The sequence below is a fragment of the Rhodococcus sp. T9N genome (genome assembly GCF_024436645.1).
In the GTDB taxonomy this organism is placed as follows: domain Bacteria; phylum Actinomycetota; class Actinomycetes; order Mycobacteriales; family Mycobacteriaceae; genus Rhodococcus_F; species Rhodococcus_F qingshengii.
Genome location: NZ_JAMSKS010000086.1, coordinates 1 through 23,155 on the forward strand (window position 1 = coordinate 1; position 23,155 = coordinate 23,155).

Annotated in this window: 23 protein-coding genes; 3 read left to right on the forward strand and 20 right to left on the reverse strand. The window is 64.0% G+C overall.

Going from position 1 to position 23,155, the window contains the following annotated elements:
• Positions 1 to 155: 155 nt before the first annotated feature.
• The 3 genes from M1L53_RS34585 to M1L53_RS34595 form a co-directional block, all read right to left on the reverse strand.
• Entirely contained in the window at positions 156 to 350 is a 195-nt protein-coding gene (locus M1L53_RS34585) for a hypothetical protein (RefSeq protein WP_063316352.1), read from the reverse strand.
• Positions 351 to 368: 18 nt separating this feature from the next.
• Positions 369 to 878 (reverse strand): hypothetical protein, encoded by a 510-nt coding sequence (locus M1L53_RS34590; protein WP_082845778.1) that lies wholly within the window; start codon positions 876 to 878, stop codon positions 369 to 371.
• A 196-nt stretch (positions 879 to 1,074) separates the two neighbouring features.
• The gene (locus M1L53_RS34595) at positions 1,075 to 1,521 is read right to left on the reverse strand and encodes a hypothetical protein (RefSeq protein ID WP_063316350.1); all 447 of its coding nucleotides are present in this window, start codon (positions 1,519 to 1,521) and stop codon (positions 1,075 to 1,077) included.
• A gap of 276 nt (positions 1,522 to 1,797) precedes the next feature.
• Here M1L53_RS34595 and mobF point away from each other — a divergent pair, with 276 nt between their 5' ends.
• Positions 1,798 to 6,363, forward strand: coding sequence for a MobF family relaxase (mobF, locus tag M1L53_RS34600; RefSeq protein WP_193595858.1), 4,566 nt, complete (start codon positions 1,798 to 1,800; stop codon positions 6,361 to 6,363).
• Between the two features lie 48 nt (positions 6,364 to 6,411).
• Here mobF and M1L53_RS34605 read toward each other — a convergent pair whose 3' ends face one another.
• Complete coding sequence (locus M1L53_RS34605; protein WP_218694683.1) at positions 6,412 to 7,209, reverse strand: DUF5710 domain-containing protein; 798 nt, start codon at positions 7,207 to 7,209, stop codon at positions 6,412 to 6,414.
• A 100-nt stretch (positions 7,210 to 7,309) separates the two neighbouring features.
• On the reverse strand, positions 7,310 to 7,492 hold the full coding sequence (locus M1L53_RS34610; protein WP_063316347.1) for a hypothetical protein: 183 nt from the start codon (positions 7,490 to 7,492) through the stop codon (positions 7,310 to 7,312).
• A gap of 90 nt (positions 7,493 to 7,582) precedes the next feature.
• Between M1L53_RS34610 and M1L53_RS34615 the strand changes: the two genes are divergently transcribed.
• Positions 7,583 to 7,894, forward strand: a complete 312-nt coding sequence (locus M1L53_RS34615) for a hypothetical protein (protein WP_083059662.1) — start codon at positions 7,583 to 7,585, stop codon at positions 7,892 to 7,894.
• Positions 7,891 to 8,211, forward strand: a complete 321-nt coding sequence (locus tag M1L53_RS34620; RefSeq protein WP_193595859.1) for a type II toxin-antitoxin system PemK/MazF family toxin — start codon at positions 7,891 to 7,893, stop codon at positions 8,209 to 8,211. Before M1L53_RS34615 ends, M1L53_RS34620 begins: the two co-directional genes overlap by 4 nt.
• Before the next feature lie 72 nt (positions 8,212 to 8,283).
• On the opposite strand, the gene M1L53_RS34625 is transcribed toward M1L53_RS34620, so the two are convergent.
• From M1L53_RS34625 to M1L53_RS34695, 15 genes are all read right to left on the reverse strand, one after another.
• The gene (locus tag M1L53_RS34625; protein WP_156511760.1) at positions 8,284 to 8,457 is read right to left on the reverse strand and encodes a hypothetical protein; all 174 of its coding nucleotides are present in this window, start codon (positions 8,455 to 8,457) and stop codon (positions 8,284 to 8,286) included.
• 280 nt (positions 8,458 to 8,737) lie between these two features.
• Positions 8,738 to 9,364: a hypothetical protein gene (locus M1L53_RS34630; RefSeq protein WP_193595860.1), complete on the reverse strand. Its 627-nt coding sequence runs from the start codon at positions 9,362 to 9,364 to the stop codon at positions 8,738 to 8,740.
• On the reverse strand, positions 9,364 to 9,636 hold the full coding sequence (locus M1L53_RS34635) for a hypothetical protein (protein ID WP_193595861.1): 273 nt from the start codon (positions 9,634 to 9,636) through the stop codon (positions 9,364 to 9,366). Before M1L53_RS34635 ends, M1L53_RS34630 begins: the two co-directional genes overlap by 1 nt.
• A complete protein-coding gene (locus M1L53_RS34640) occupies positions 9,633 to 11,396 on the reverse strand; it encodes a type IV secretory system conjugative DNA transfer family protein (RefSeq protein ID WP_193595862.1) in 1,764 nt (587 codons plus the stop codon). Before M1L53_RS34640 ends, M1L53_RS34635 begins: the two co-directional genes overlap by 4 nt.
• The gene (locus M1L53_RS34645; RefSeq protein ID WP_193595863.1) at positions 11,393 to 11,647 is read right to left on the reverse strand and encodes a hypothetical protein; all 255 of its coding nucleotides are present in this window, start codon (positions 11,645 to 11,647) and stop codon (positions 11,393 to 11,395) included. Before M1L53_RS34645 ends, M1L53_RS34640 begins: the two co-directional genes overlap by 4 nt.
• Positions 11,644 to 13,146 (reverse strand): ATP/GTP-binding protein, encoded by a 1,503-nt coding sequence (locus M1L53_RS34650; RefSeq protein WP_193595864.1) that lies wholly within the window; start codon positions 13,144 to 13,146, stop codon positions 11,644 to 11,646. The genes M1L53_RS34645 and M1L53_RS34650 overlap by 4 nt, the downstream gene beginning before the upstream one ends.
• Before the next feature lie 7 nt (positions 13,147 to 13,153).
• Complete coding sequence (locus tag M1L53_RS34655; RefSeq protein ID WP_193595865.1) at positions 13,154 to 14,740, reverse strand: hypothetical protein; 1,587 nt, start codon at positions 14,738 to 14,740, stop codon at positions 13,154 to 13,156.
• A complete protein-coding gene (locus tag M1L53_RS34660; RefSeq protein ID WP_063316339.1) occupies positions 14,740 to 15,030 on the reverse strand; it encodes a hypothetical protein in 291 nt (96 codons plus the stop codon). Before M1L53_RS34660 ends, M1L53_RS34655 begins: the two co-directional genes overlap by 1 nt.
• Positions 15,030 to 17,330 carry a hypothetical protein gene (locus tag M1L53_RS34665; protein WP_193595866.1) on the reverse strand — a complete coding sequence of 767 codons (2,301 nt, stop codon included), beginning with the start codon at positions 17,328 to 17,330 and terminating at the stop codon, positions 15,030 to 15,032. Before M1L53_RS34665 ends, M1L53_RS34660 begins: the two co-directional genes overlap by 1 nt.
• 16 nt (positions 17,331 to 17,346) lie before the next feature.
• Positions 17,347 to 18,078 (reverse strand): hypothetical protein, encoded by a 732-nt coding sequence (locus M1L53_RS34670; RefSeq protein WP_063316337.1) that lies wholly within the window; start codon positions 18,076 to 18,078, stop codon positions 17,347 to 17,349.
• Between the two features lie 49 nt (positions 18,079 to 18,127).
• Positions 18,128 to 18,547: a hypothetical protein gene (locus M1L53_RS34675; protein WP_193595867.1), complete on the reverse strand. Its 420-nt coding sequence runs from the start codon at positions 18,545 to 18,547 to the stop codon at positions 18,128 to 18,130.
• Between the two features lie 44 nt (positions 18,548 to 18,591).
• Positions 18,592 to 19,995, reverse strand: a complete 1,404-nt coding sequence (locus M1L53_RS34680; protein WP_193595868.1) for a ParA family protein — start codon at positions 19,993 to 19,995, stop codon at positions 18,592 to 18,594.
• A 50-nt stretch (positions 19,996 to 20,045) separates the two neighbouring features.
• Positions 20,046 to 20,657: a hypothetical protein gene (locus M1L53_RS34685; protein WP_063316336.1), complete on the reverse strand. Its 612-nt coding sequence runs from the start codon at positions 20,655 to 20,657 to the stop codon at positions 20,046 to 20,048.
• The gene (locus tag M1L53_RS34690; RefSeq protein ID WP_193595869.1) at positions 20,654 to 21,301 is read right to left on the reverse strand and encodes a hypothetical protein; all 648 of its coding nucleotides are present in this window, start codon (positions 21,299 to 21,301) and stop codon (positions 20,654 to 20,656) included. The genes M1L53_RS34685 and M1L53_RS34690 overlap by 4 nt, the downstream gene beginning before the upstream one ends.
• Before the next feature lie 81 nt (positions 21,302 to 21,382).
• Positions 21,383 to 23,026 carry a peptidoglycan DD-metalloendopeptidase family protein gene (locus M1L53_RS34695; protein ID WP_193595870.1) on the reverse strand — a complete coding sequence of 548 codons (1,644 nt, stop codon included), beginning with the start codon at positions 23,024 to 23,026 and terminating at the stop codon, positions 21,383 to 21,385.
• Between the last annotated feature and the right edge of the window lie 129 nt (positions 23,027 to 23,155).

The window sequence follows — 23,155 nt, forward strand, 5'->3', positions numbered from 1 at the left end:
CCCCCCCCCCCCCCCACAAACCCCCCCCCCCCCCCCCCCCCCCCCCCGGGGGGCCCCCCCCCCCGTTGGGGGGGGGGGTTGTGGGGCCCTCCCCCCCCACCCACCGCTGCGTCAGCTCCTCAGCGCGCCACCCGTGCAATGCGGCGCGCCAAAGATCAATTGAACAAATGATCCGTGGTCCCCGGCTCGGGAAAAGCGAAATCGATCCGCGGGCGCGCAACGGATTCGCCAGTCAATCCCTCGACAACGGCCGCGAGATCCGCATCGGTAATCACATTCACATGCTTCGTTGCCTGATACAGAGAAGCCTCCACCTCAGACCGCTCACGCGGAACGCCGTTCTCAGTCATCTACATGCCTCTCGGTCGTCAAAAAAGTGTTGGAGTATCCGTGCGCAGCAAAGCGGACTCCACCGCGTCCGCATCCCATCCATTGCGCAATGCATCCCGTAGAGCTTTCGATCGCGCTGCGCGGGCGGCGCGATCCGGGCCGTACCAATGCCAGCTCTGCCCCCGGCCGCCGCCGCGCCCCTTCGCGCTCATCCCTGCAAGATTCTGCGATTGCGTACCCGCAACCACATGTGGACGACCGGCGATGCTCGTCGTCGCCCGGACACAGATCGGGTTGTCACACACCTCGTGGATCGCGAACTCCGAATCGGTCAACGGCCGACCGAGTTCGAGCATCAGCGCGTACCGATGCGGGCGCACGACCCGCTGCCGGCCATCGCGCATCAACCAAAATCTTCCGTACCCGTCATCAGAAATACTGCCGGTCCAAAAATGGCAATCACGTTCGCCAGGTCCGCGCACGATGAACCGCGCGAAACGTTCCCGCTCCGGATCGCCGAGCGCCGGAAGCGTTAGGACGTCCGCCATCAGAACGAACTCCTAACGCTTGTGAGAGTTGCCGACGAATCGGCCGCGGTTTCCCCCAACCGGGGACAGCGATATCCCTCATGTGGATGCCCGAGATTTCTGTTCCCGCTCCGCTCGATCTCAGGCAACACACAATCGGTCGCTGACACCCAACCGGGGAAAACCGCGAAGGCCGACATTGGTTTGCTGGTCGCTTCTACGACGCCAGCGCGGCAGAATCAGTCGACGAAGTCGAAGCAGGCGCGGGCGAAGAATCTTCCTTCGACGCGGCCTTGTCGGCGGGTACTTTCTCCGATTTCTGTTTCGGCTTGGTCGACCGCAGCAACTTGTTGACCTCACTCGTCGTCAGACCGGTCAGCTGCGCGATGCTCGCCACCGTTTCACCGCGAGACTTGAGATCCGCAATCGCAGCCGCACCGGAACGATCCGCGTCCGCGATCTTGGTATCGGTTTCTTCGCGAATGCGCTCGATACGCACTCGCGCATCTTCCGCGATCTTCTCCCGCGACTCCTGCGCCTTGAAGAACCGGACGAGATCGTCCTCGACCTTCTTCAATCGCTCTTGCTCTTCCGCGAGACGAGCGGCATTCGCTGCGCGTGCCCGATCCCTCGCGCTGATCGTGGATGTGTTTGAGGACGCCATGCCGCAAACCTTACCGCCGGCAGCGGCGATCGGCCATCAATTGTTCCCCGCCCACCTAACGGTTCCCGGCTCAAAAACTCGGGCCAACCATCACAACTCCACTGAACCTTTTCACACATCACCATGTCAAACCATCTATCCATCCAGCTCATCCATATTTTCAAACACTTCGCTTCCCTCAGCACAGACAGCTCGTCCCTCACCAAATGCACTTCGTTTCACTCAGCCAAAACCCCAAATTCAGACACACCTCTTGCTGAATTTCAGACTTTGGGGGTGTCTGCCCTCCACCAGGCCGCCTGCGGCGACTATGGTGGCCTTGTGATGACGCTCCACGTACTGCACGCGGGCGATGGCTACGAGTACCTGACAAAGCAGGTCGCCACCGCAGACCGCGAGCTGGAGCACGGGCAAGAACTCACCGACTACTACACCGCCCACGGCACCCCGCCCGGTACGTGGTTCGGCGGCGGACTCGAAGATCTCGCACGAATGGATGCCGACACCGAGATCGCCGACCAGCATCGGATCACCGACGGCGCCACAGTGTCCGAACCTCAGATGAAGGCACTCTTCGGGGAGGGCATGCACCCCAACGCAGACCCCATGGTTGAGGAATCGATCAAGGGTGGGATGGACCCGAAGAAGGCCGTCAAAGAGGCTCGACTGGGCCGCAAGTTCCCGGACTTCGCCAACGACATCCCCCTCCTGAAGGCCCACCGCGCCGCCCTGGAGCAGTTCGCCGTCGACAACGCCCGCCGGCCCTCCAAAGCGGAGTCCGGGGCGTTGATGGAGAAGGTCGGAACCGCACTGTTCGAGGAGACACACCAGCGTTCCGCACAGGACCCGCAAGAGCTGTGGTCCTGGATTTCGGCGCAGAAGAACCGTGTCCGGCAACCCGTCGCAGGACAAGATCTGGTGTTCACACCGCCCAAGAGCGTGTCGACGATGTGGGCGCTCGCCGACGATGATCTGCGCCGCCAGATCGAACGAATCCACCACGAGACCGTCAAGGGCACGCTTGGCTGGATCGAGAAGGAAGCATGCTTCACCCGCACCGGCGCGACGAGCCAAGAGCACCAGGACACCACCGGCATGGTCGCCACCCTCTACGACCACTACGACTCCCGCGCGGGGGATCCGAACCTGCACACCCACGCCGTTGTGTCCATCAAGGTATGCACCGAAAAGGACGGTAAGTGGCGAGCTCTCGACGGTGCCACCCTGCACCGCTACGCCGTCGCGGCTTCGCAGCGCTACAACGCAGCGATCATGTCGAAAATGCACACCGAGCTTGGGTTCGGACTGACAGAGCGCAGCACCGGACGTGGTCGGCAGAACGTCGTCGAGATCGCCGAAGTGCCGCAGCAGCTGTGCGAAATGTTCTCCTCGCGGCGCACTCAGATCGAGACCCGGCGCGATCAGCTGGTCGCCGAATACCGCCAAAAGCACGACCGGATGCCCAGCGCAAAGGCGATGTACGCGCTCTACCAGCAAGCGAACCTCGACACCCGCGCCGGGAAACAGGAACCGCAAACCCTGCGCGAAATGCAGAACAACTGGATCACCCGATCTGCGCAGATCCTCGGCGACGACACAGCTGTGGGAGCCCTCGCCGAACAATGGCGCGGCGTGCAGCGCGAACACGCCGCTGGAGTGCGTGAGCACCAGGCGATGCGCAAGGCCGGAACACCGGCCGAGGAAGCGAAACGTGTCGTCGAACACCTCGAGAACGGCCGCGCAACGTGGGCGATCACCCACATTCACAGCGCCGTCGAAGCGAACTTTGCAGCCGTCTCCTTCCCCGACGAAGCCGCACGCACGGCCGCAGTGAAAGCCGTCACCGAACACGTACTGGGCGCGTCCGTGCACCTGCCGGCGGCCGAACTTCCCCCCGCACCGGAGGCTCTCAGACGCCGTGATGGTGAGTTCATCCTCACCAACCATGGCACCGCACTGCATACCTCCGCGAGCATCATCACCGCCGAACAGTTCATGCTCGACGCCACTCGGACACCGACCGCCTACATCGCGGCACAAGCCGGACTCGACAAGGTCGTTGAAAAAATCGCCCGTACCAGCGATCACCCGCTCAACGCCGGACAGCGCGAACTTGCCGAGCATTTCGTCGGCGCCGGAACGCTCCTCGCCGTCGGTGTCGGGCCCGCCGGCACCGGCAAAACGACGTCGATGAAAGCGGTCACCGACACCTGGCGCGCGACCGGACACGAAGTCATCGCGCTCGCACCATCCGCAGTTGCGGCCGAAACCCTGGGCGAAGAAATCGACGTCACCGCCCACACCCTCGCAACCCTGACGTACCCGTGGCGCGGCCTCGAAGGCCACGAACCACGCAGCCTCCCCGATCACATCGAGATCCCCGCCGGGGCGATGCTCCTCGTCGACGAAGCGTCCCTGGCATCGACCAAAGACCTCGCCGCCATCACCGAAATCGCCGCAGCCAAGGGCGCAGTGGTCCGGCTACTCGGTGACCCGAACCAGCTCGACGCCGTCGAAACCGGCGGAGCGCTGCGACTGCTCGCCGAAGAAACCAACGCACCCGAACTCACAGTCGTCGTGCGCTTCGGCAAAGACACCGAACAAGCCGAGAACTCCCTCGCACTGCGGCACGGTGACGAGAGCAGCTTGGAGCTGTTCTACTCCCGCGGATGGGTCCACGAGGGCACCGCCGCCGAGATGAAAGACGCCGCCGCAACCGCCTACCTCGCCGACATCGGCGCCGGGAAAACCTCGATCGTCATGCTCTCGACCCGAGACGACGTCCGCGAAGTGAACCTCGCGATCCAAGCGCACTACCGCGCCACCGGCACCGCCAAAGTCGGACACACCGTGACCCTGTCCGACGAACTCGACGCCGGAGTCGGTGACATCGTCCTGACCCGCAAGAACAAGCGCCGTCTGCGCACCAAGGGCGGCAAACGGCGCAACATGTTCGTCCGCAACGGCGACCTGTGGACCGTCACCGCCGTCAACGACAACGGCTCACTGAACCTGCGCAGCAAAACCCACGAGGGCATGATCACCCTGCCCGCCCGGTACGTGAAACGGAACACCGAACTCGGCTACGCCGCCACCGTGCACCGCAGCCAAGGCATCACCGTCGACACCTCCCACACCACCGTCGGACACACCACCAACCGGCCCGGCCTCTACGTCGCCACCACCCGCGGCCGCACCGAAAACCACCTGTACGTCCCCGTCGAACCCGGCGTCACCCAAGACACCGAGGGCATGCACCTGGGGTCCATCAACAACCCGGCCTCACGTGAAGTCCTCGAAAAGATCCTCGCCAACGACAACGGCCACAAAGCCGCCATCACCGAGATCCGCGACGCACTCGAGCACGCACGCAGCCCCGAACGACTCCGCGAGGCGTACCACGCCGCACACAGCAGGTTGCGCGATCGCTGGCTCGACGACGTCCTCGACCGGGCGCTGCCCGCAGCACTGCTCGCGACGATCGCCGCCGAAAACCCCGGCAGCCTCGCCGCGCTCCGCACCACTCTCGGACAGGCACACGACCGCGGTGACAGTGCCCGGCGCATCCTCAACGACGCACTCGCGTCCGGTGAACTCCACACCGCCCGCGACGTTGCGCGTGTCCTGAACTCCCGCATCGTCGAAGCCACTCAGACCGCAGCAGAAGCGGCAGCCGAGCGCTCCGACACGGCGCTCCCCCCGCTGCCCCCGCGCACCACCAACACCGACAAAGAACTCGACGACTACGCCCGCATCGTCGCCGATCGCTACGCCACCGCCCGGCCGGAACACGAGCGCACCGACGGCATCGGCGCGACCATCCGCCGGTACGACGAGACGCGGGCGCAGCTCGACACCACCCGCATCCACCGACCCGTGCGGGAAGCATTCGAACCCGAGATCGCCGAACGCATCCTCGCCGAAGCCGGGGTGCAGCGACTGGGCCGCCACCTACGTAAAGCAGCACTCGCTGGGATCGCGCCCGAGGCAGTTCTGTCTTGGCACGCGCAGCAACTCGCAGCACGGGGTGAAGACGTCACCGCCGCGAACCTGATCAAAGACATGGCACCAGCCATCACGACTGCGACCGAGAAGACGAACACCCGCTGGGCAGCCGAACACGACGACATCCTGCGCGAGCACTTCCCTCTCGCGGTGGCCGCCGCCGAACGCACCGAAGACCCGCGGTGGAACGCAGCAGTAGGCCGTATCCGCGAACTCGTCACCCACGCAGGTTTCGACGTCGACGAACTGTGCCGCACGATCGAGACCGCTGCGCACTCCACCGCACACGTCACCGGGATCACCGACGCACTCGACACCATCGCGCCGGCCGCATCAGAGCCCGTCGACCCCGCAGCGCCGCACTGGGTGCCCTCCCCCGACCTCGACGCCCACCTCGTCGACCCCACCCTCGCTGGGCAGCTGGAGACCACCTACACCGACATCGCCGCCGAACACACCGCGAACACCCGACGCATCAGCACCGACGATGCTCGCGGCAAAGACCCCGAACTGCGCTTCACCGAGCACCTCGAAGCGAGGCCCGACGACCCCGAGCTGGCAGCGCAATGGGATCGCACCGCCGCCGAGATCCAGGCATACCGCGACCGCCACAACATCACCGACACCACCTCAGTGGCCGGCGACCGGCCCGAGTACAAAGCCGACATCGCACCCTTCAACACTGTCCACCGCGACATCGACACCCTGCACGACCGCATGCAAGAGCACCGCGAAGAACAGCGGCGCGCCGAGCGGCAGCAGGCGACACTCGAGCATCACCACACCATCGCCCAACACGTGGAACACGAACAAAAACGCCGCGGACCGCGTCTGTGACAGCCGGCAGGCTGGCGTTTCGTCAGACGACAGAGGGGGCGGGTGGTCTCAGCGTGATCGCCACCATGCCGCGATCCGATCGCGCAATCTAGGTGCAGTGATCGCAGGGGTAGGACAGAGCGGGGGAACCACCGGTTGTGGTTGCCGGATTTGTGTCGCGGTGGGCCGGCCGCTTGCGATGATCCGGCGGTCGGCGGGCGCCGGAGGTCGACGAACCTGAACCCCGACGTCGGTGAGGATGCTCAGATCGAGAGCCCATTCCCCAATGGAGCGGGCTCGCCACTCATCGAACGCGGCAGCAACATGGCTCCGCGCCTGCGGACGGGTCATTCCGGTCACCGCAATCAGATGCTGCAAAGCTTGCTCTTCATTGCCTTTGATCTGCGCGAATCCGAAGTGCGTCACCTGGTGACAGGGCGTACAGAGACAGATGAGCCGGCCCAGACGTTGCACTTTGGTCGGCCAGTCGTAAGTCCATCTCTCGTGCACTTCGAGCCACCGCTGCGACGCTCGGTCTTCCGGGAAACCGCAGATCTCGCACTGCATCCCGGCGCGCCGCGTGACCATGCGGCGCAGTCTTTCCCAATCCTTCGGTTCGACGCAGTACCGGACATTGGTGAACCAACACGTATCAGGGACGAGGTCGACGAACAGACCATGACCGAGAGACCGGTCTTCACCCGGCAGGATCTCCGGAATGTCAGGGAGCGCGACCCATCGCGACAGACCTGCCATCTCGACTCGGGGCGCATACCATCGCTTGGCTGATGGATCCCACTTCGCGCCTCCGGCCTTCGCCAGATCCTTCTCTACATACGGAACATCCAGCCATATTCGACCCACCACCGTCGCTGCTCCCCTCAGCCTGCTCGACGAGCTAGACCCTACCGATCGCACATTGCCTGTCGCCTCGACGAGGCGTGCACGTGAGTGTGAAACGCCGAGCTCAGTCCGTGACCTTGAAGTCGCGGACTTCCCGGAGCGCTTCGCGTACTCCTTCGCTCCAGTAGTAAAGATCGACCAGTGTCGAGTCCTCAGTGTTGACGCGATCGATGCCGACTTCATTCACGAGGCCGAAGCCGTACTCCACGAATTCCGATTCATCCCGCTTCTGGGCAAACAGTTTCATTCGGCGAGTATCGCCAATCCCGCCGACAGGATCTGCGGCGTGTCCGAAAACTCATTGCCGTGATCCACAAAGTGAGTCATACTGTGAAACATGGATGTGAAACGGCTACCTGTAACACTAGACAGCGACGACCAAGCGGAAATCGCCGTGTTCGCCGACCCCGACCGCCTCGAAGCAGGAATCCTGCGGGAATGGGCGCAGCAGCAGCACATCACCATCCGCGACAACTCCGAGTCCGGGATCGCCCGCGCACTTCTCCGTGTGGGTGCAGAAGCACTCCGCGAGAAGGCTCTCGAAGCCGGCTATGCCGAACTCGCGAAGGATCAAGAAGAAGGCCTAACGGAACAACGAGCGCGCCGGCGCAGCTACGCCGAGCGCGTCGACCAGGCTTACGGCGAATGACGGCCGCGCTCCGCGGGCAGATCTACTGGTTCGACATGGGACACGGCGAGAAGCCGTGGGTGGTGGTCTCCAACAACGTCCGTAACCGCAACCTGAACACGGTCCTCGCCGCACGCGTGACCACCACACCGAAGCCCGGCGTTCCGACGGCCGTCCCCCTCGGAGCCGCAGATCCACTTGTCGGTTCGATCCTGGCGGACGACCTCATCCAGCTCTTCGACGACGAGATCGCCGCGAGCAGGCCGGCAGGAGCGCTCTCCCCCGCAACGGTGGTCAAACTGAACAAAGCACTCGCGATCGCACTCGGACTGCCCTAACGAACTCGCTGTACGACTGTGGCCCTCGACCTTTCCGGTCGAGGGCCACAGTCATGCAAGCGGAGGGAACTGTCACAGGTCGGTAAATCGCGATACCGAGAGCCACCGGAGCGTGAGGCCGAAACCCAGCCAGAGCACGACGAACGCGCCGACCGCCCACTGGCCTGGTGTCTCCTGCGCAATCAGCGATGCTGCGACGAACAGGGCGAGAAAAATCAATCCTGACCGGATGAACATTCCACTCATGCGTGCGAGTGACCGGATCAAAGGAAAATCCATCCGTCCGAGGGGGTCGTGCTCCTGCATGGCAGTCCACCAATCCGAATCGAGTTGTGATGCAAAGCATCCTATGAAAAAGAGGGTGTGTCCGCCACAGCACGGCGCGCAGGCCCCAGGCGGGACAACCCACGATCGCCGCAACCGTGGCGGACACGAGAAACATCAACTACCCCGAGGCCCGGACTCTCGAACGGTGGGCGAGACCGCCCGAAGGGCGTGGGGCTGTTGATGCTTCGGCTTGAGAGGGTTATTCGACGGGCCGATATGTTTCGGTGTCATCGTCGAATTCCCACCGGTCGCCGTCGATCTCGACCGCCGTGAAATCGTCGGAAGGATCTTCGGCGACCGCGCGGCCGCCGTCGATCATCTCGAGAACCTGATCCATCGTCAGCGCAGTCACCTTCCCGGCTGCGCTATCGACCAAGCCGAGGACCTGATCGATCAGCGGTGCGGGCGCGGTCTCGGGTCGAGGGTCGGTGTCGGCGGCGACGAATTCCGCGAAATCCGTGCCGATCTTCGGGTCGTTCGGCTGGTAGCCGCACTCTCCGCCACGGCATTCCTCGTTGAAGCCCATCTTGGGCAGCCGAGAGATCATCGGCCACAGCACGTGGTTGTGCCAGGCTGCCATACCGCCGTGATACGGGTTCTTCTCCAGCTGCTGGTACACCTCTCGGTGCGCCCACATCGCCGCCGTCAGCTCTTCGACCATCGGATCATGTTTGTACCAACACGATCGGATCTGCTGCCCACCGACGTTGTAGCGCCGGCGCAGCCACTCGACCCACTGTCCGAGCTCGAGCCACAGCTCCGCAGCAGCCTCGCGATCCAGGTGGCGCCAATCAGCCGGACCGGGTTGGTAGACCGGAATGCTCATCACGCACCACCTCCTTGGTGAAGCAGGCGCACCGAAGCTGCGCACGGTTCGCACGAATCACGGTGCCGCACATCCCGTAATCCGTCGGACAGAGTGAAGAGACCGTCGTTGTACGTTACTTCCGGATCGCGAACGAGGGCGCCGGCCGGGGAGACGACGATGATCGGGCGCTCGTACACCCCGCTGGAGCCGACGCCAATCCACAACGCGGAATCCCCGGGCGCCCAGTGGTCCGCGCACTCCCACGGTGAGGCCGCAGATTCGGAGCTCATAGTTCGGCTTTCGCGCAGAAGTCATCGAACGCCGACTGATTCGCCCGCACCCGCTTCGAAAGATCCGGAACATCCCACACCGATGGCAGCCGCACCTTCATCGGCCTGGCGTTGCGGTAGATCATCAGCGCTTGATCTTCCGGCATTTCACGAATTTCGTTGAGTGCCATCACCGGAACGCTGCGCGGTGCTGAACGCGGGTCCAGGCTGATGTATTCGTCGCGGCTACCCATCAACCGTGAGAGCGCCGACAATTCGCCTTCGTCACCTAGGCCTGGCAAGTAGATCCGTGCCGGGGAATCGCTCGACAACCGTTGCCCGTCGATGCGGCCCCAACGCTTCTCGTTCTGCAAGGCGCTGTGCACGAACGCCCAGATCTGGATTCCGCGGCCGCCCGAGTCCGTGATCAGATCCGGCATGTGCGGAATCGCCGCGACATTGTTCATTTCGTCGAGGACCATCCGCAACGGCGGATCGATCTTGTCGTCCTCGTTGCCCAGCCCGTGTGTCTTCGCGATGTGATAGAGCTCTGCCGAGAGCACGGTGGTGAACGCGGCCGCCGAAGCGCTGTGTCCTTCCGAGACCAGATACACGGTGTTCTTGCCCTCGGTCATCAGCGCATGCAGATCCGCGGACTCGCTGCGGGGGACGTTGATCGCGCTCATCAACTTCGGGGACGCCAACGGTTCGAGCAATCGCGCGCACGCGCTGACCACGTCATCGGAGGAGTCGGACTGTGAGTCCAAGGCTTGCTCGAGTTCGGCGTGCCAGTCCGGAAGGTCCTGCTCGAGAACATCGCGGACCAGTTGGACGTTGCGGGAGGACGCCCAGATCCGCAGGTCGATCATGTTCTTGTTCTTGACGGCGGCGGAGTAGAGGTAGCCGCGCATGAGCATCGCGGCCTTGCCGTTCCAATAGCCGGAATTGCTGGTGTCGTCCATCGGCATGGCTTGGACCAGTGCTTCTGCACGCCGCTTGGCGACTTCCGGATCCTCGCACCCGTCGAGGATCGACCACCGCATCGGATTGGGGATCGCGGTGAGCCCCTCCGGGTCGAAGACCTCGACGTGCCCGACTTCCCGGCGCTGCGCCCACGTGGAGCGCAACAGATCGCCGCGGGTCGAGGTAGCGACGACCGGGCCGACGGCGTCGGTGACACCTTTCCAGCAGACACGCCACGTCTTACCAGCACCAGTCGGTCCGGTGCAGGTCAGTCCGTCGCGGTACTGGAGGAATACGCCCTCGCCTTTGTGGTCGTACAGCTCCGCGACTCGGGTGGTCTCGACAGCGGCATCGATGCGTCGCACCGGAACGTCTTTGAGTGAGAGGCGGGTCGCTTTCGCCTTCCGGACGGCCGCCTTTTCGCTGATACCGGTTCGGGCGAGTTCGGTGCGGTCAGCGAATCCGGACTCTCGCACCCGCCGAGCGGCGGCGCGTTTCATCTGCTGCCCGGAAAAGAACAGCCCCATCCACAGGCACAACGCCGCAACGATCGCGATGGAAACCCACGTCAGTACCGGTCCGCCCGGCCGAGAACCTTCCGGCCACGCGAGTGCGGGGTCGCCCGGATTCCGGAACAGCCCTTCGAACACGTCGAGAACTCCGTACACACCGGTGGGGAGAGCGCCGCCATGACCGGACACGACACCTGAGATGTATCCGCCGGCAACGACGCTGACGACGGCCGAAGCAACGAGACTCACAAGGGGAAGCACGCCAGGCGGCACCATCGGTTGCGTAGGACGCTGAGTTGTACTCACGACTTGTCTCCTTCGATCGGGTCGGACATCACAAGCTCGGACCGCGAGAGTGTGGTGCGGGTGGATGCCGTATCGGATGTCCGGCCCCGCGGTGACAGGGGCGGCCTATGGCCGCTGGACCTGCGCCGCGCTACCAGAACCCACATCATGAGCGCGCAAGCAGCTACCGACCCGCCGACCAGAATGGTGAAGGCAACGAGCGGCGGAACAGGAAGCGTCGTCAGGCGATCCGGAGCGTCTGTGGCGATCATGCTGCCTCTCCCTTGATCACTTCGTCGGTGTTGGTGAGTTCGATTTCAAGATCGGAACGGACGTGCTGCATGAGAATCGGGTCGGCGCTGCCGTACTTGACCAGGCAATGTCCTTTCGCCAGGGACATGATGATTTCTGTCGACCCGGCCGGCAGGTGGTACATGCGAGCTGTTTCCTCTGCATCCTCGACACGGTCCTGCCCGTACAAGAAGACGATTCCGGCCTCTTTCATCAGCGCACGCGCGGGAGAGTCGACCGGGAGGTCCGAGATGTGGTGGAACGCCGAAACCGTCGAAAGACCGAGGCCGCGAGAGAGTTTCATGTTCTCGCGGAACACCTTTCCGGTCGAGCCGTCGGCGACGTGCCAGCCTTCCTCGATCAGCAGCAGCGTTTGCATGTGCTTGGCGGAGCGGGTTGCGAGAACGTTCGCGAGCCAGGTGTTGATCACGGTCATGATGACCCGCAACGCCGGCCCCTTGTTCGGGAGGGCCGAGACGTCGAAGTGCACGAACGAATGATCGAGTGCCTCGCGGACCTCCGGGGAAGTAGCGCCGTCGACGAGGCCTTTGAGGTCTCCTTCGCACAGTTCTTGCAGCGCGAGACCAGGATTGAGGCCCCAGCGGCGCGAATCCTCGGCGTGCAGTGAGCCGAAGATGTTGCCGCTGCCGGGGCTCGCTTCGAGCAGTTCCGCTGCGAGTTCGCGCAACGTCGGCTCGCGGTTTTCCGCATCGGCGCGTTCGTTGACGGACTTGAGTGCTTGGCGCACAGCTGCTTTTTCCGTCTCGACGAGGGAACGACCCATCGTGTCTTCGATGACGGCACCGACCAGCGCTTCCTGACCGGCCGGGGAAACACCGTCCGTACGTTGGGTTCCGCTGGCGATAGCCGGGTCGAGCAGATTGATCCGGACGCCGTCACCGCCGGCGAGGAATCGGATCGATCGGGCGCCCATCGCCTCTGCGATACCGGAATACTCGCCGCCCTTGTTGCCCTGCCGCTTTTTGTCGATGACGACGCACTGCCGGTTGTTCGCCAAGGCGAGTTGCCGGATGCAGAACGCGGTTTTGATCAGCGACGACTTCGCCTTGCCGATGTCGCCGACGATGGCGACGTTGATGTTCTCGATTTCCGAGCCGTAGAGCGCGAACGGGTCGGTGATCACCATCGACTGGTTGATCTTGTTCAGCCCGGTCATGAGTCCTTCGTGACGCACCGAGCGGCGCATCGTGGCCAGGTTCAGGGCTTCACCTTGCCGGGTGGTGGTCCACGCGCCTTCCGCCCGTACCTCGTACCAGCCCCACCGGTCCAACCATCGGTTGCGTTTGGGGGCAGGCCGACGGGTGGTGATCCTGTCGGAGGCGTGGACCGCTTGCGTGACTGCGACTTCCTCCGCGCCCTCGACCTGGACTTTCTTCTTCCCGAGGCTTGGTGTGAGGGTCCATCGGTTGGACTTCTTGTGGCCGCGACGGTGCGCGGTGCTCTGTTCTGTCTTCGTCATCGCCGGTTCAGCCCCTTGTCTTGATTCGAGTCCATTTGGTGGCCGCCAGTCCGCGGCCGAGAGGCAACGTCAAGAACGCGGCCACGTCGTGGCGGTTGTCCTGCCACACGATTTCTCCGATACCGCAGTTGTCGGCGGCCTGCTCCACACGTGTACCGGCGCGTAATGCGTCGTCTTCGTTTCGGCCGGTGACCGAGACGGCCATCGAATAGATCAAGCCGTGGTGTCCGCTACCGGGAAGAAGATCCTGTCGGCGGCGAGCTGATTCGGTTATCGCCACGTCGGAGGCGCCGTCGGTGGTTTTTCCCTTGCGGCTCTCCTCGATGCGCTTGGCCTCGTCTCGGGTGACGTCCTTCTTCGCGGCTTCGCGGGATTGGGAGGCTTCCACGAAATCCATGCGCACCATCACCGTGCGGATGGTCGGGGCGGCGGCGATCTCGTCGTCTCCGACGTCGGGCTCGACTCCGGTCAAGAACGGGCCGAGCCACAACGGGCCGAGTTCGCGCGGTTCGATCGCCCGCGGGGGAATCACCCCGGCCCGTGTGTGCCACGCCCCCGCGATCTCGACCGACTCGTCGCGGCCGATGTAAGAGGGCCAGCAGTTGTTCCACCGCACACCTTTGTGCGCGTCGAGCGGGAAGGTGGGGTCTTGGAATGCGCGAATCACCGCGCAGGCTCGCTGTTCGCCGTAAACCTCCACCCGGCCCATACCGGCGCGTTCGAGGGAATGCTGCGCCTTCTCCGTTTCGTCGCGAATGACCTGAGCGATACCGCCCACCAGGGCGGCATCCTTGCGGCGCGCGATGCGGGCAGCTTCGGCGAGGAACGTCGGTGACTTCGGAATGATCAGTACGCAGTACGAGCGGTGCTCCTCGACATACGGGGCGTTGCGGTCGAGGAGCTGACCGTAGGAACGGATCGCTTCGTCGATGCGCCGCACGGATTCACCGGCGGCCGAGATCATGCGCATCATCCAGTTCTCGTGAGGCGCCATGTCGGCCGGGACGCTGCGGTGCAGCAGCGCCACACCCCGAACGAACGAGGACCGCTTCGCGAACCCGGCGAGGATACGACCGAACGCAGCTGAGGTCACCGCCCACTCCGCATCACCGCGTAGACCTTCGGCCAAACCTTGCATCGCCACGATCACCGAGTAGTAGTTGTTGTCGCCCGGTGTGGTGTGTTCGAGGATGAACATGTCGTCGAGGCCGGTACCGGCCAGATCCACCGGCTTCGTCTGGTAGAGCGGGACGGGGAACTCCCACCCCGGATCGTGGTCGGGGTCGCCGAAGTTTTCGTCCCTGGCGCTGACGTAGACATGCTCACCGCGCTTGCGGCGCTGACGGTTTCGAATCTGCTTGGCTTTGCTTGCCGCATAGGACTCACGCTGCCCGAATTCGAACGTCGCACCGATGACGGCCAGGATCAACGCCAAGTCGAACCCGAGCACCCAGATGTTCTGCCCGATGACGAAGATCAGGGCCAGCGCTAGGACGAGTGTCGCGCTCCAGGCGATCAAGACCGGTTCGGCGAAAGGCAAGTTTCCTTTGCGGGCGATCTGACGCCCCAGGATCGACGTGCGTTGTTCACTCATCACTGTTCTCCGGTCACTGGTTCGGTGGCGTCTCGACGGCGGGCGGCGCGTGCGCGGACCAGCCGTTCAACGTAGGTGTCCGGTCGAGAAAACTCGGTGCTCGCGACGAACCCGGCCAACATCACCAGGCACGCGGCCGCGAGAGTCCCTACGGACAGCCCGATCATCACCGTCAGGTACAGCGGGATCGCAACTGTTCCGATCCTGGTGAGTACCACTGGATCTCGGAACTGAGCGAGACCGTGCAGTGCGGCGTCCCGGCCGAGGTAGGTGGTGCGGTGCTTTCTCATCAGTTCTCTCCATCCGCGTGTTCGGGAGCGCTTTGCGCCGAGGCGCCGGCCTTGTTCATCGCCGCGCCGGCAGCGGCCACCGCGAAGGGCGCCGCCACTGTCGCTGCACCTGCAGCTGCGCCGGCGGTTGTCTTCGCCGCGCTCATCAATTTCGATTCGGCGCTTCCCGCTTTGGCTCCGCCCTTGCCGGAGTCTTTGCCGCCGATCCCGACGGAACCGGACGAGGTTTGCGCTCCGTGGCCCGATCGACTGGACGCGTGATCGGACGATGCTGACGATGCGTCGGGGGAGGAATTGTGGCCGCCGAGGTGATCGGAGGGTCCGGTGCCGCGTCCGGGTGAGGTCGCGACGTCGGCATTGCGGGACGCAGCTCCCCCGTCGCCGCCGCCGCCCGATCCGCCTCCGGCTTGCTGCTGGTACATGCTCGCCGACGAGCCGATCATCTCGCCCGAGGCTGAGCCCGAGCTACCGAAGTCGGCGGAATCCGCAGCGGTCGGCAGGATCGGTGACCACTTGAGCAACGCGAACGGTGCCAGACCGATCATCACGAAGCACACGGCGATCAGGGCGAGTTGGCCCAGGGATTCCAATTTGCCGTCGTCGGCGACTGATCCTTGCGCTGAGACGTTGATGACGACGAATACAGCGGCCAGCAGTACGAACAGCATGGGCTTGGACAGCACGACACCGAGAAACATCATCACCGGCCGAAGCGCTTTCTTTCGCCAGGTGGGGTGCACCCACATGCCGAATGCGATACCGCTGACCACTGCGAGGACGGGAAGCGCGGCCGCGTGCATCAAGAAGCCGAAGAAGACCGAGAGCACACCGATGACCATCAACCCGAATCCGATGATGCCGGCGACGGCTCCACCGACCAGGGTTTCGTCGTTGAGAGCGCCCAGGGAGGTCGATACGTTGTTGATCACTTCGTCGGTGGTGGTGCCGATCGCGCCTACCAACGCGACCGAGATCTCGTGGGCGAGACTGATGACGAATTGGGCGATAGAGGGAGCGAAGAGCATCAGCATGATCCCGGCGGGCAAGTATCCGAAGAAGTCCTTGGCGAGTTCTTCGCCTGGGCGGCTTCCGTCGGCTGACTTGTACAGCGCGAAGATCGTGGCGATAGCCAGCACCAGGAGACCCAACCCCGTCGACATGGCGTACACAGTCAAGAACTGCGGCTCCAACGGATCGAATTCGCCGATGCCTGCCAAACCGGGCAGGACCGAATCGGTCATCGACATCGCCGAACTCTTGAATTTGTTCGCCCAGGAATCGATCACGTCCGACGGGTCTTTGACGAATGCGACCAGATCACCGAGCGGGCCGGCAACGGTATCCCACGCGAAGGTGAAACTGTCGACGAAGATCTTGCCGCCCATATAGGCCGGCGTTGCCCTCATCATCCCGCCGAGGGTCTCGCCGAGGCGGTCACTGAAACTGGTGTTCTGATCGATCCAGTTCATGGTGCCGCCGAACAGTTTCCCGACCCTGGTGTTCCATTCCGTGCACGCGAACATGTCTTCCCCAGGTGTTGCGCGCTCGCAGTTGACGAACATCGCGTGCATGCAGAGGACGCCGGGAACACCATTGCCGGCGCAGGGAGCAGTCCAGGCAGCGTCAGGCACCTTGTCGGCGTTCGGCTGCTTCTTCATCGCCGCGAGTGAGGCCGCGTCCGGTGTCGGGCTCCACTCGAAACCCCATGTGCTGGTCGTCTTCGTTGTCCACCGCGCCAGATCCTGCGCACAGGTCGGAGACGGCGGGTACATGTCCGCAGCCTCATCGAGGGGGAACGTGTTCGGATAGACGCCCTTGAGGATCGACTCGTCCGTGATGCTCAAGGCGGCCTTCTGGTTCGCCTCCACACCCATGTCGATGCCGGACATCTGTGTACCGGCGCCGCCGGCGGCGACCAGGGCGTCGATCAGAGCCGGGTTCTTCGACATCATCACCTGCGGTGCCCACATGGCGATCCGCTCGGATTCTTTTGCCGTCCAGTACATCAACCGGTTTTCGTTGTGCATGACCTGTGTCGAGTACTGGCCCATGTCGCCGCCTTTGTCCTTGCAGACTCCGGTGAACCACGAGGCGGATTTGAATTCGTCTGTGCCGGCGACGAACTTCTTCAGATCATCGGGAAATCCTTTGGGGAGTTCCTTGCCCGACTGAGTGGCATTCTGCACGCCAGGAGCCGGGTCGGTGTTGGGGACAGCAACTGGTTCCGCTGCCGCCGGCAACGCCAGTCCGAGCATCGCGAACAATGCCACGACCGCGGTCAGAATGATTTTGCGCCACATCAGTCAGGCCCCCTTTCTAGTTGACGTAGAACGTGTAGAAGCCGTTCGCGCCCGGCTTCGAAAGCGCCGAATCAGCGGCCGGGAACTGGGCATCATCTGCGGACGGGCCGCTGACGAACTTCCAGTCCTGGGCTTTCCAGTCCCCGTTCTCCCACTTCACCGTGACGGTGCTCGTCGAGTAGACGGTGAGGATGCCGACCTTGTCGCTTCCTTCACTGATCGGGCTTTGACCGACGCCCATGCCCCACACGGACACGGTGGCCGAGTCCTGGGTGAAGTCGGGGACGGTGACGATCAGTGGCACGTTGTTGACGGTTTTCCCCAGATCGGTGCGGCCGCTGGAGATGTCGATGACGGTATTGAGCGCATCGGTCGCATTCGCCGAGACAGCAACTTCTCGCAGCTTTTCGGCGTCGATCCGGCCCTGGTACGTCTGACCGTTGGCCTGGATGAAGTTCACGGCCGCGGTCTGTGCGCCGGCCTGATCGCGGGTGTATCCGGCCGGAACTCCGTCGATGGTCGTCGTCGGACCGTGGGCTGCACGAATTGCATCGGCTCCGCTCCCCTTGTTGTCATCACCACCACCGGAGGTGAGGAGCGCGATCACCAACGCGAGGAACACCACTGCGACAACACCAGTGGCGATAACGCGCTTGCGGTCAGAGAAGAACCCTGATCCGCCACCTGTGGATCCAGTCGCCGCGACCGGACGGTTGCCCGTACCTACCTGAGAAAAATCTTTGACCATGAGTTCTCTTCTTTCTCGTGAAAAATGCTGAGCTGGAGCGGAATTCGTCTCAGCCTTGAGTGACGAACATGATGGCGCCGATGATGACGGTCAGAAGTGTCAGGCCGCCGAAGGCGGTGGCTGCGGTCTTGACCTCAGCGGCGTTGTCGGTCATCTCCGAGGCGTAGCCGCCGTTCTTCGCTGCTCGCATCTTGTACAGCGCGAAGATCAGTTTCACGCCGACACCGCCCATTGCGAGTGCCCAGATGGTGCCGAGCACGCGGACCCAGACGTTCTGGAACGCAGGTCCGAGGAACTCGAGGGTGGGGGTGACCCCTTCGAACGGGTTCTTCGACTTCGGCGCGTCCTGAGCTGCGGCAGGAGCGGCGGTCATGATTGCCAGGGCGATGGTGCCGGAGGTGATGGCCGCCGCCCGACGCAGCCGGCCGCCGCTGGTGGACGGGCTCACCGGTGTGTTCTGTTCGTTCATCGTGTTCCCTTTCGATGTGGTGTCTGGCTGTGGTGCAGTGGTTTTCAATCCAGGCGCCCGCGACTTCGCGGGTGGGGTGGAGTTACCGGGCGAGGACGGAGAGGGCGGGGGTTCGGCCGAGGTTCCGGCTCGTACTCCGCGTATCGGTCCTCGTACTGCGCGACCGGTTCGGGTCGGGCTGTACGTCGAATAACTTCCGGAGGACGTTGGATCTGCTCGGGGGTGTACGGGTCGGCGTACTCGGCAGCGCGGCCGTACACGCTGGCAGCGAGAGCATCCGCGATTTCGGCGGCGACATTGGTGTAAGCCTCGATCGTGGACGGAAGGAGACGGTCGTAGACGATGCGCTCCCCAGTCGCGAACGACGGCTCGTAGGGAACCCGGATGACGTTCTCTTCCGGAAGGCCCAGTCGAGCCAGTCCCTCGACGAGTTCAGGCTCGAGGGTGGGATCGGAGCCGGGTGTCACGACAGTCAGCACGATCGCGGAGGACACCAGATGGCCGAAGCCGCGGGCGATGATCCCTTTGAACATCCGCAACGCCATCTTTGTCATGTCGAGGCGCAGCGGCAGGGGAACGACCAACAGGTTCGAGTGCTGCACGGCCCATTGCCAATTCGCGGCCACAGGTTCGTTGCCGGTGTCGATGAAGATCAGGTCCCGATGACGGCGGAGTACAGCCATGATCGCCGCGCACTCGTCCCAGCCGATGCCATGATCGCGTGAGGTCGAAGTGTCGGCTCCGAGGACTTCGTCGTGCGTGGGTTGAAGCCGCAGGAACCTGCCGAGCGCACCCGACACGGCTCCCGCAGAGGTGAGATCGCGGGCGTTCTCGAGAACATCCCAGGGGCCGACGTCGGGATCGGTGGGATTGGCCGCGCGGTCTCCGAGAGTCCCGGTGGACTGGTTGGCATCCCACGCGACAACGCCGTGGCGGTGCGAACCGAAGGTGTTGGCCAGGGTCAGGGTCGTCGAAGTCTTTCCGGCATCACCTTTGAGGCTGATCACCGAGACGACCATGCAACCGGGTAGCGGCTGCTGAACGCGGGTGACGGATTGGCGGAACCGCACCTCCGCCGAGTCAGGCTTCGGCGCCATCTTCATGCCGACCGCCGCGTTGACACGTCCGCGCCAGCCCCATGTTGCGGGGCTGTCGTCGACTTCGCTTGTCTCCCGCTCGAACCGGTAGTCGAATTCGGGTTCGTCGTTCTCTGCCAGCGCGTCCTGCCCGACCGCATACGGGTCGTCGTATCCTGCCGACTCGTCGACCAACTCGGTATCGCCGGATTCGGCGGCTGACTCGATCTGCGGGGCTGGTTCAGGAGTCTCGATCGGGGCGGTCTCGGCTTCGGGCCGAGATTGCCGACGTAGACGCTGGCCGCGCAGGTCAACGGCCTTTTCGGTGGTGTAGGTGTCCTGGTGCTCGTCGTAGGGGTCAGGAGCGCTCACGGGAGTTCCTTTCGGGGAGGGGGTGGTTCCGGGGACGTTCTTCTCGCTGGTCATAGCTTTTTAAGGTCGTCGACTGCCCACAGACCGCCGCGACTGACGACCAGGACGGCGACGATGGCGGTGTCGACGCCGACGATGGAGCCATCGGACGCAATCGCGGTCTGTTCGACCTGATACATCCGGTGCACCGCAGTCGCGGTGTCCACGGCGCCCTGGTTCGGTACCGAGCTGACCGTCGGCCAGACCTGCGCGTCCTTCGCGGCCCATTCGAGCCACTGACCGCCGGGGCTTCCGGTCGGGGTGGTTCCGGTGACATCGCCGAGGAAGCGTTCGGTGAGCAGGTCGCCGGTGCGGGCGGCCGCGTCATTGGGTCCGCGATCGTCAGCGGTATTCCAGGTGAACCAGGTGGTGACCACGGCGTCGGCAACGGCAGCCGGATCGCTGCGGTCCACGATGGCGACCTGTTCGGGCGCGTGTTCCGGAACGGTGGCCGCAGGCCGTGTGGGCTCGGCCGCCGAGGTTTCGTTCGGGGACCATTGCTGCGCCCGTGCGCCCGTCGTGGTGGACGGGCCGGTTGCGGTGCCTTCCGTGCCCGAGGAGCACCCGGCCAGGGCAATAGCGACGGCAGATGCAGCGGCGGCGGCCGCGAGGTGGCGTTTCACGACTCGTCCTCGATGAACAGATCCGACAACCGAATCGCCTGCCACGCCTGGTAACCAGGCTCTTCGCACCAGTCCACGGCCCGGTTGTTGTCGGTGATGTCGAGGTCGAGTGCAACACCGTGCTTGGCTGCCATACCGGCGAGGGAGTTCCCGTCGATCTCCGGATTGGAGATGTGCAGGAGCAACCGCACCGCGGGAACGTTCGCGTCCTCACGCGCTTTGCCGGCGAGGAATACCGCCTTACCGGCTGCGGAGTCGTCTGCCGAGCGCTGGTTGCCTTCCTTGAAGACCGTGTCGTTCTTGTGGAACGTCCCGTACCAGGCCGCGTCGTCGACCGGTCCGAGTACAGCGAAGCTGCCCCGCTCGTCACCGGCGGCGAACAGTTCCACCAACGGTGCGGTGGCGGCGGCTTCGGCGATCTCCTTCTTGCGTTTGGTCGCTTCCGCGTCGCGGAGTACGTCGTAGTCGAGATCGAGTTGTTTGACCAACTCGCGCTTGACCTTCGGCCACATGCTGCGCGAGAGCAGTTTGTTCTTCTTCGCCCACGCGCGGATCTCTGAGGAATCGCTGGTGCGCAACTCGTCAGCGGCGGCGCGTACTGCGTCGGCGGCCTGTTCCCATTCGGTGGCTGCGGATACCGTCATTTCTGGGATCTACCTTTCTTCGGGTGAAACTTCATTCCGGGGTGGTCATCGGGTTGCGATGTTCTGGTCTGGGTTGTTCTGTCAGGCAAAGCGTTTCGCTGCCAACCCGGAGGATGGTGGGGTCCAGTCGGAGATTTTGACGACATCGCCCGATTGCGGAGCTTCGACGACCTTGCCGCCGCCCATCCAGATGAAGATGTGGCCGCTGTGGGGTTGGATGATGTCGCCGGGTCGCAGGTCGGCGGGGTTGGTGATCGAGGTTCCGCGGGAGTCGTCGATCTGCATCTGATCCTGGTGAGGGAGGACCGTTCGGCCGCCCGTGGCTTGCGCCACTGCGTATTTCACCAGTCCGGAGCAGTCGAACCCGATCTTGTTGAAGTCTCCGAAACTGTCTGCCACTCCCCCGTCGCGGACGCCGCGCGTCGGTCCGTTCTCGTCGCCGCCGCCCCAGGCATACGGGGTGCCGAGCCACCGCAGTGCGGTATCGACGACGGCCGAGCCGGTGGACGGGCCGCCTGGAATCGGGCCCGCCGGGGCGGACGTATCGGTGAATTCCTCGATCGCGAACTTCTGAATGTTGGTGACGTAGCCGCGTGTTTCCTCGTTCTGGCAGACCTGGCCCTGCGACAAGGTGTTTCCGGGGCCGCAGTTGTACATGGACAACGTCAGCGGAATCAGCTCGCCTTGCAGGCGGCCGTCAGCCATCGCCTTTTTCGTCAGCTCGAGCATCTTGCAGTCGTAGGACGCCATCGACATCGCAGCGTCGGCCGGTGAGCGCATGTCGAGCTTTCCGTCCCCGTCCCCGTCCACGCCTTCCTGTGCAGCAGTTGAGGGAAGGAACTGTGCCGGGCCGTCCGCACCGGAGTCGTTGTTGTGCGCGTTGACGTTGAAGCCGCTTTCCTGCTTGAACTGCCCTGCCAGCAGCGGAGCGGTGATCTCGGGGCAGGTCCCGGCGGCTTTGAGGATCCACGGTTCGAACTCCGCAGGTACGCTGCCCGGCTTGAGTCCCCCGCCGCCCAGACTCGGTCCACCGCACCCGGCACCTGCCGGAAGTGGAGTGATAGCGGCAGCGTTGACGATCGCGGGAGACGGAACACCCGTGCCGGGCGCGGGAGCCGGTGCGGGTCCGGACGGCTCGGCAGCACCGGCGAGCCACGGTGCGGGATCGGTTGGCGTTCCGGCGCCGTCGGGAAGTCGGCCACCCTCCCAGACCTCGAAATGCAGGTGCGGGCCTGAGGAATCGGCTTCGTTTCCGACAGCGGCGATTTCCTGACCGGCGGTTACCTGATCACCGGTCTTGACCTTGATCGTCGAAGCGGCCATGTGGCCGTAGACGGTGGAAATCCGCTTCCCGTCGACGTCGGTGTCGATGATGACCCAGTTCCCGAACCCCGACGCGGGGCCGGCCTCTGCGACGACACCGGAGGTAGCGGCATAGATCGGAGTACCGAGCGGGCCGGCGAAGTCGGTACCGCGGTGCATGGAACCACCGCGAGGACCGAAACCCGACGTCAGTTGGTAGGTACCGGCCTTGAGCGGCTGCGTTTTGGTTCCCGGAGCTGGTGCCACGGATCCGGTAGTTGCGGTTGTGGGCAGGCAATCGTTGGAAGGTTTGGGATTGTTGTCCGTACCGAACATGACGAAACCGAGCATCAGGACCACTGCGACGATGACGCCGCCAGTGGCCTTGAGGCCGGTCTTCGTCGAGCTGGGTGAATCACCCATCGTCATGTCCTTGTCGTTGTGTCGTGCCGTGCCCGCCTGGGCAACGTGTGGGACCTATCGCGGCCCGAGAGGGCCGTGAGTATGAGGAGTGGGGAGGTGAACGTCAAAAGCTCTCGCCCAAGAGCGTTT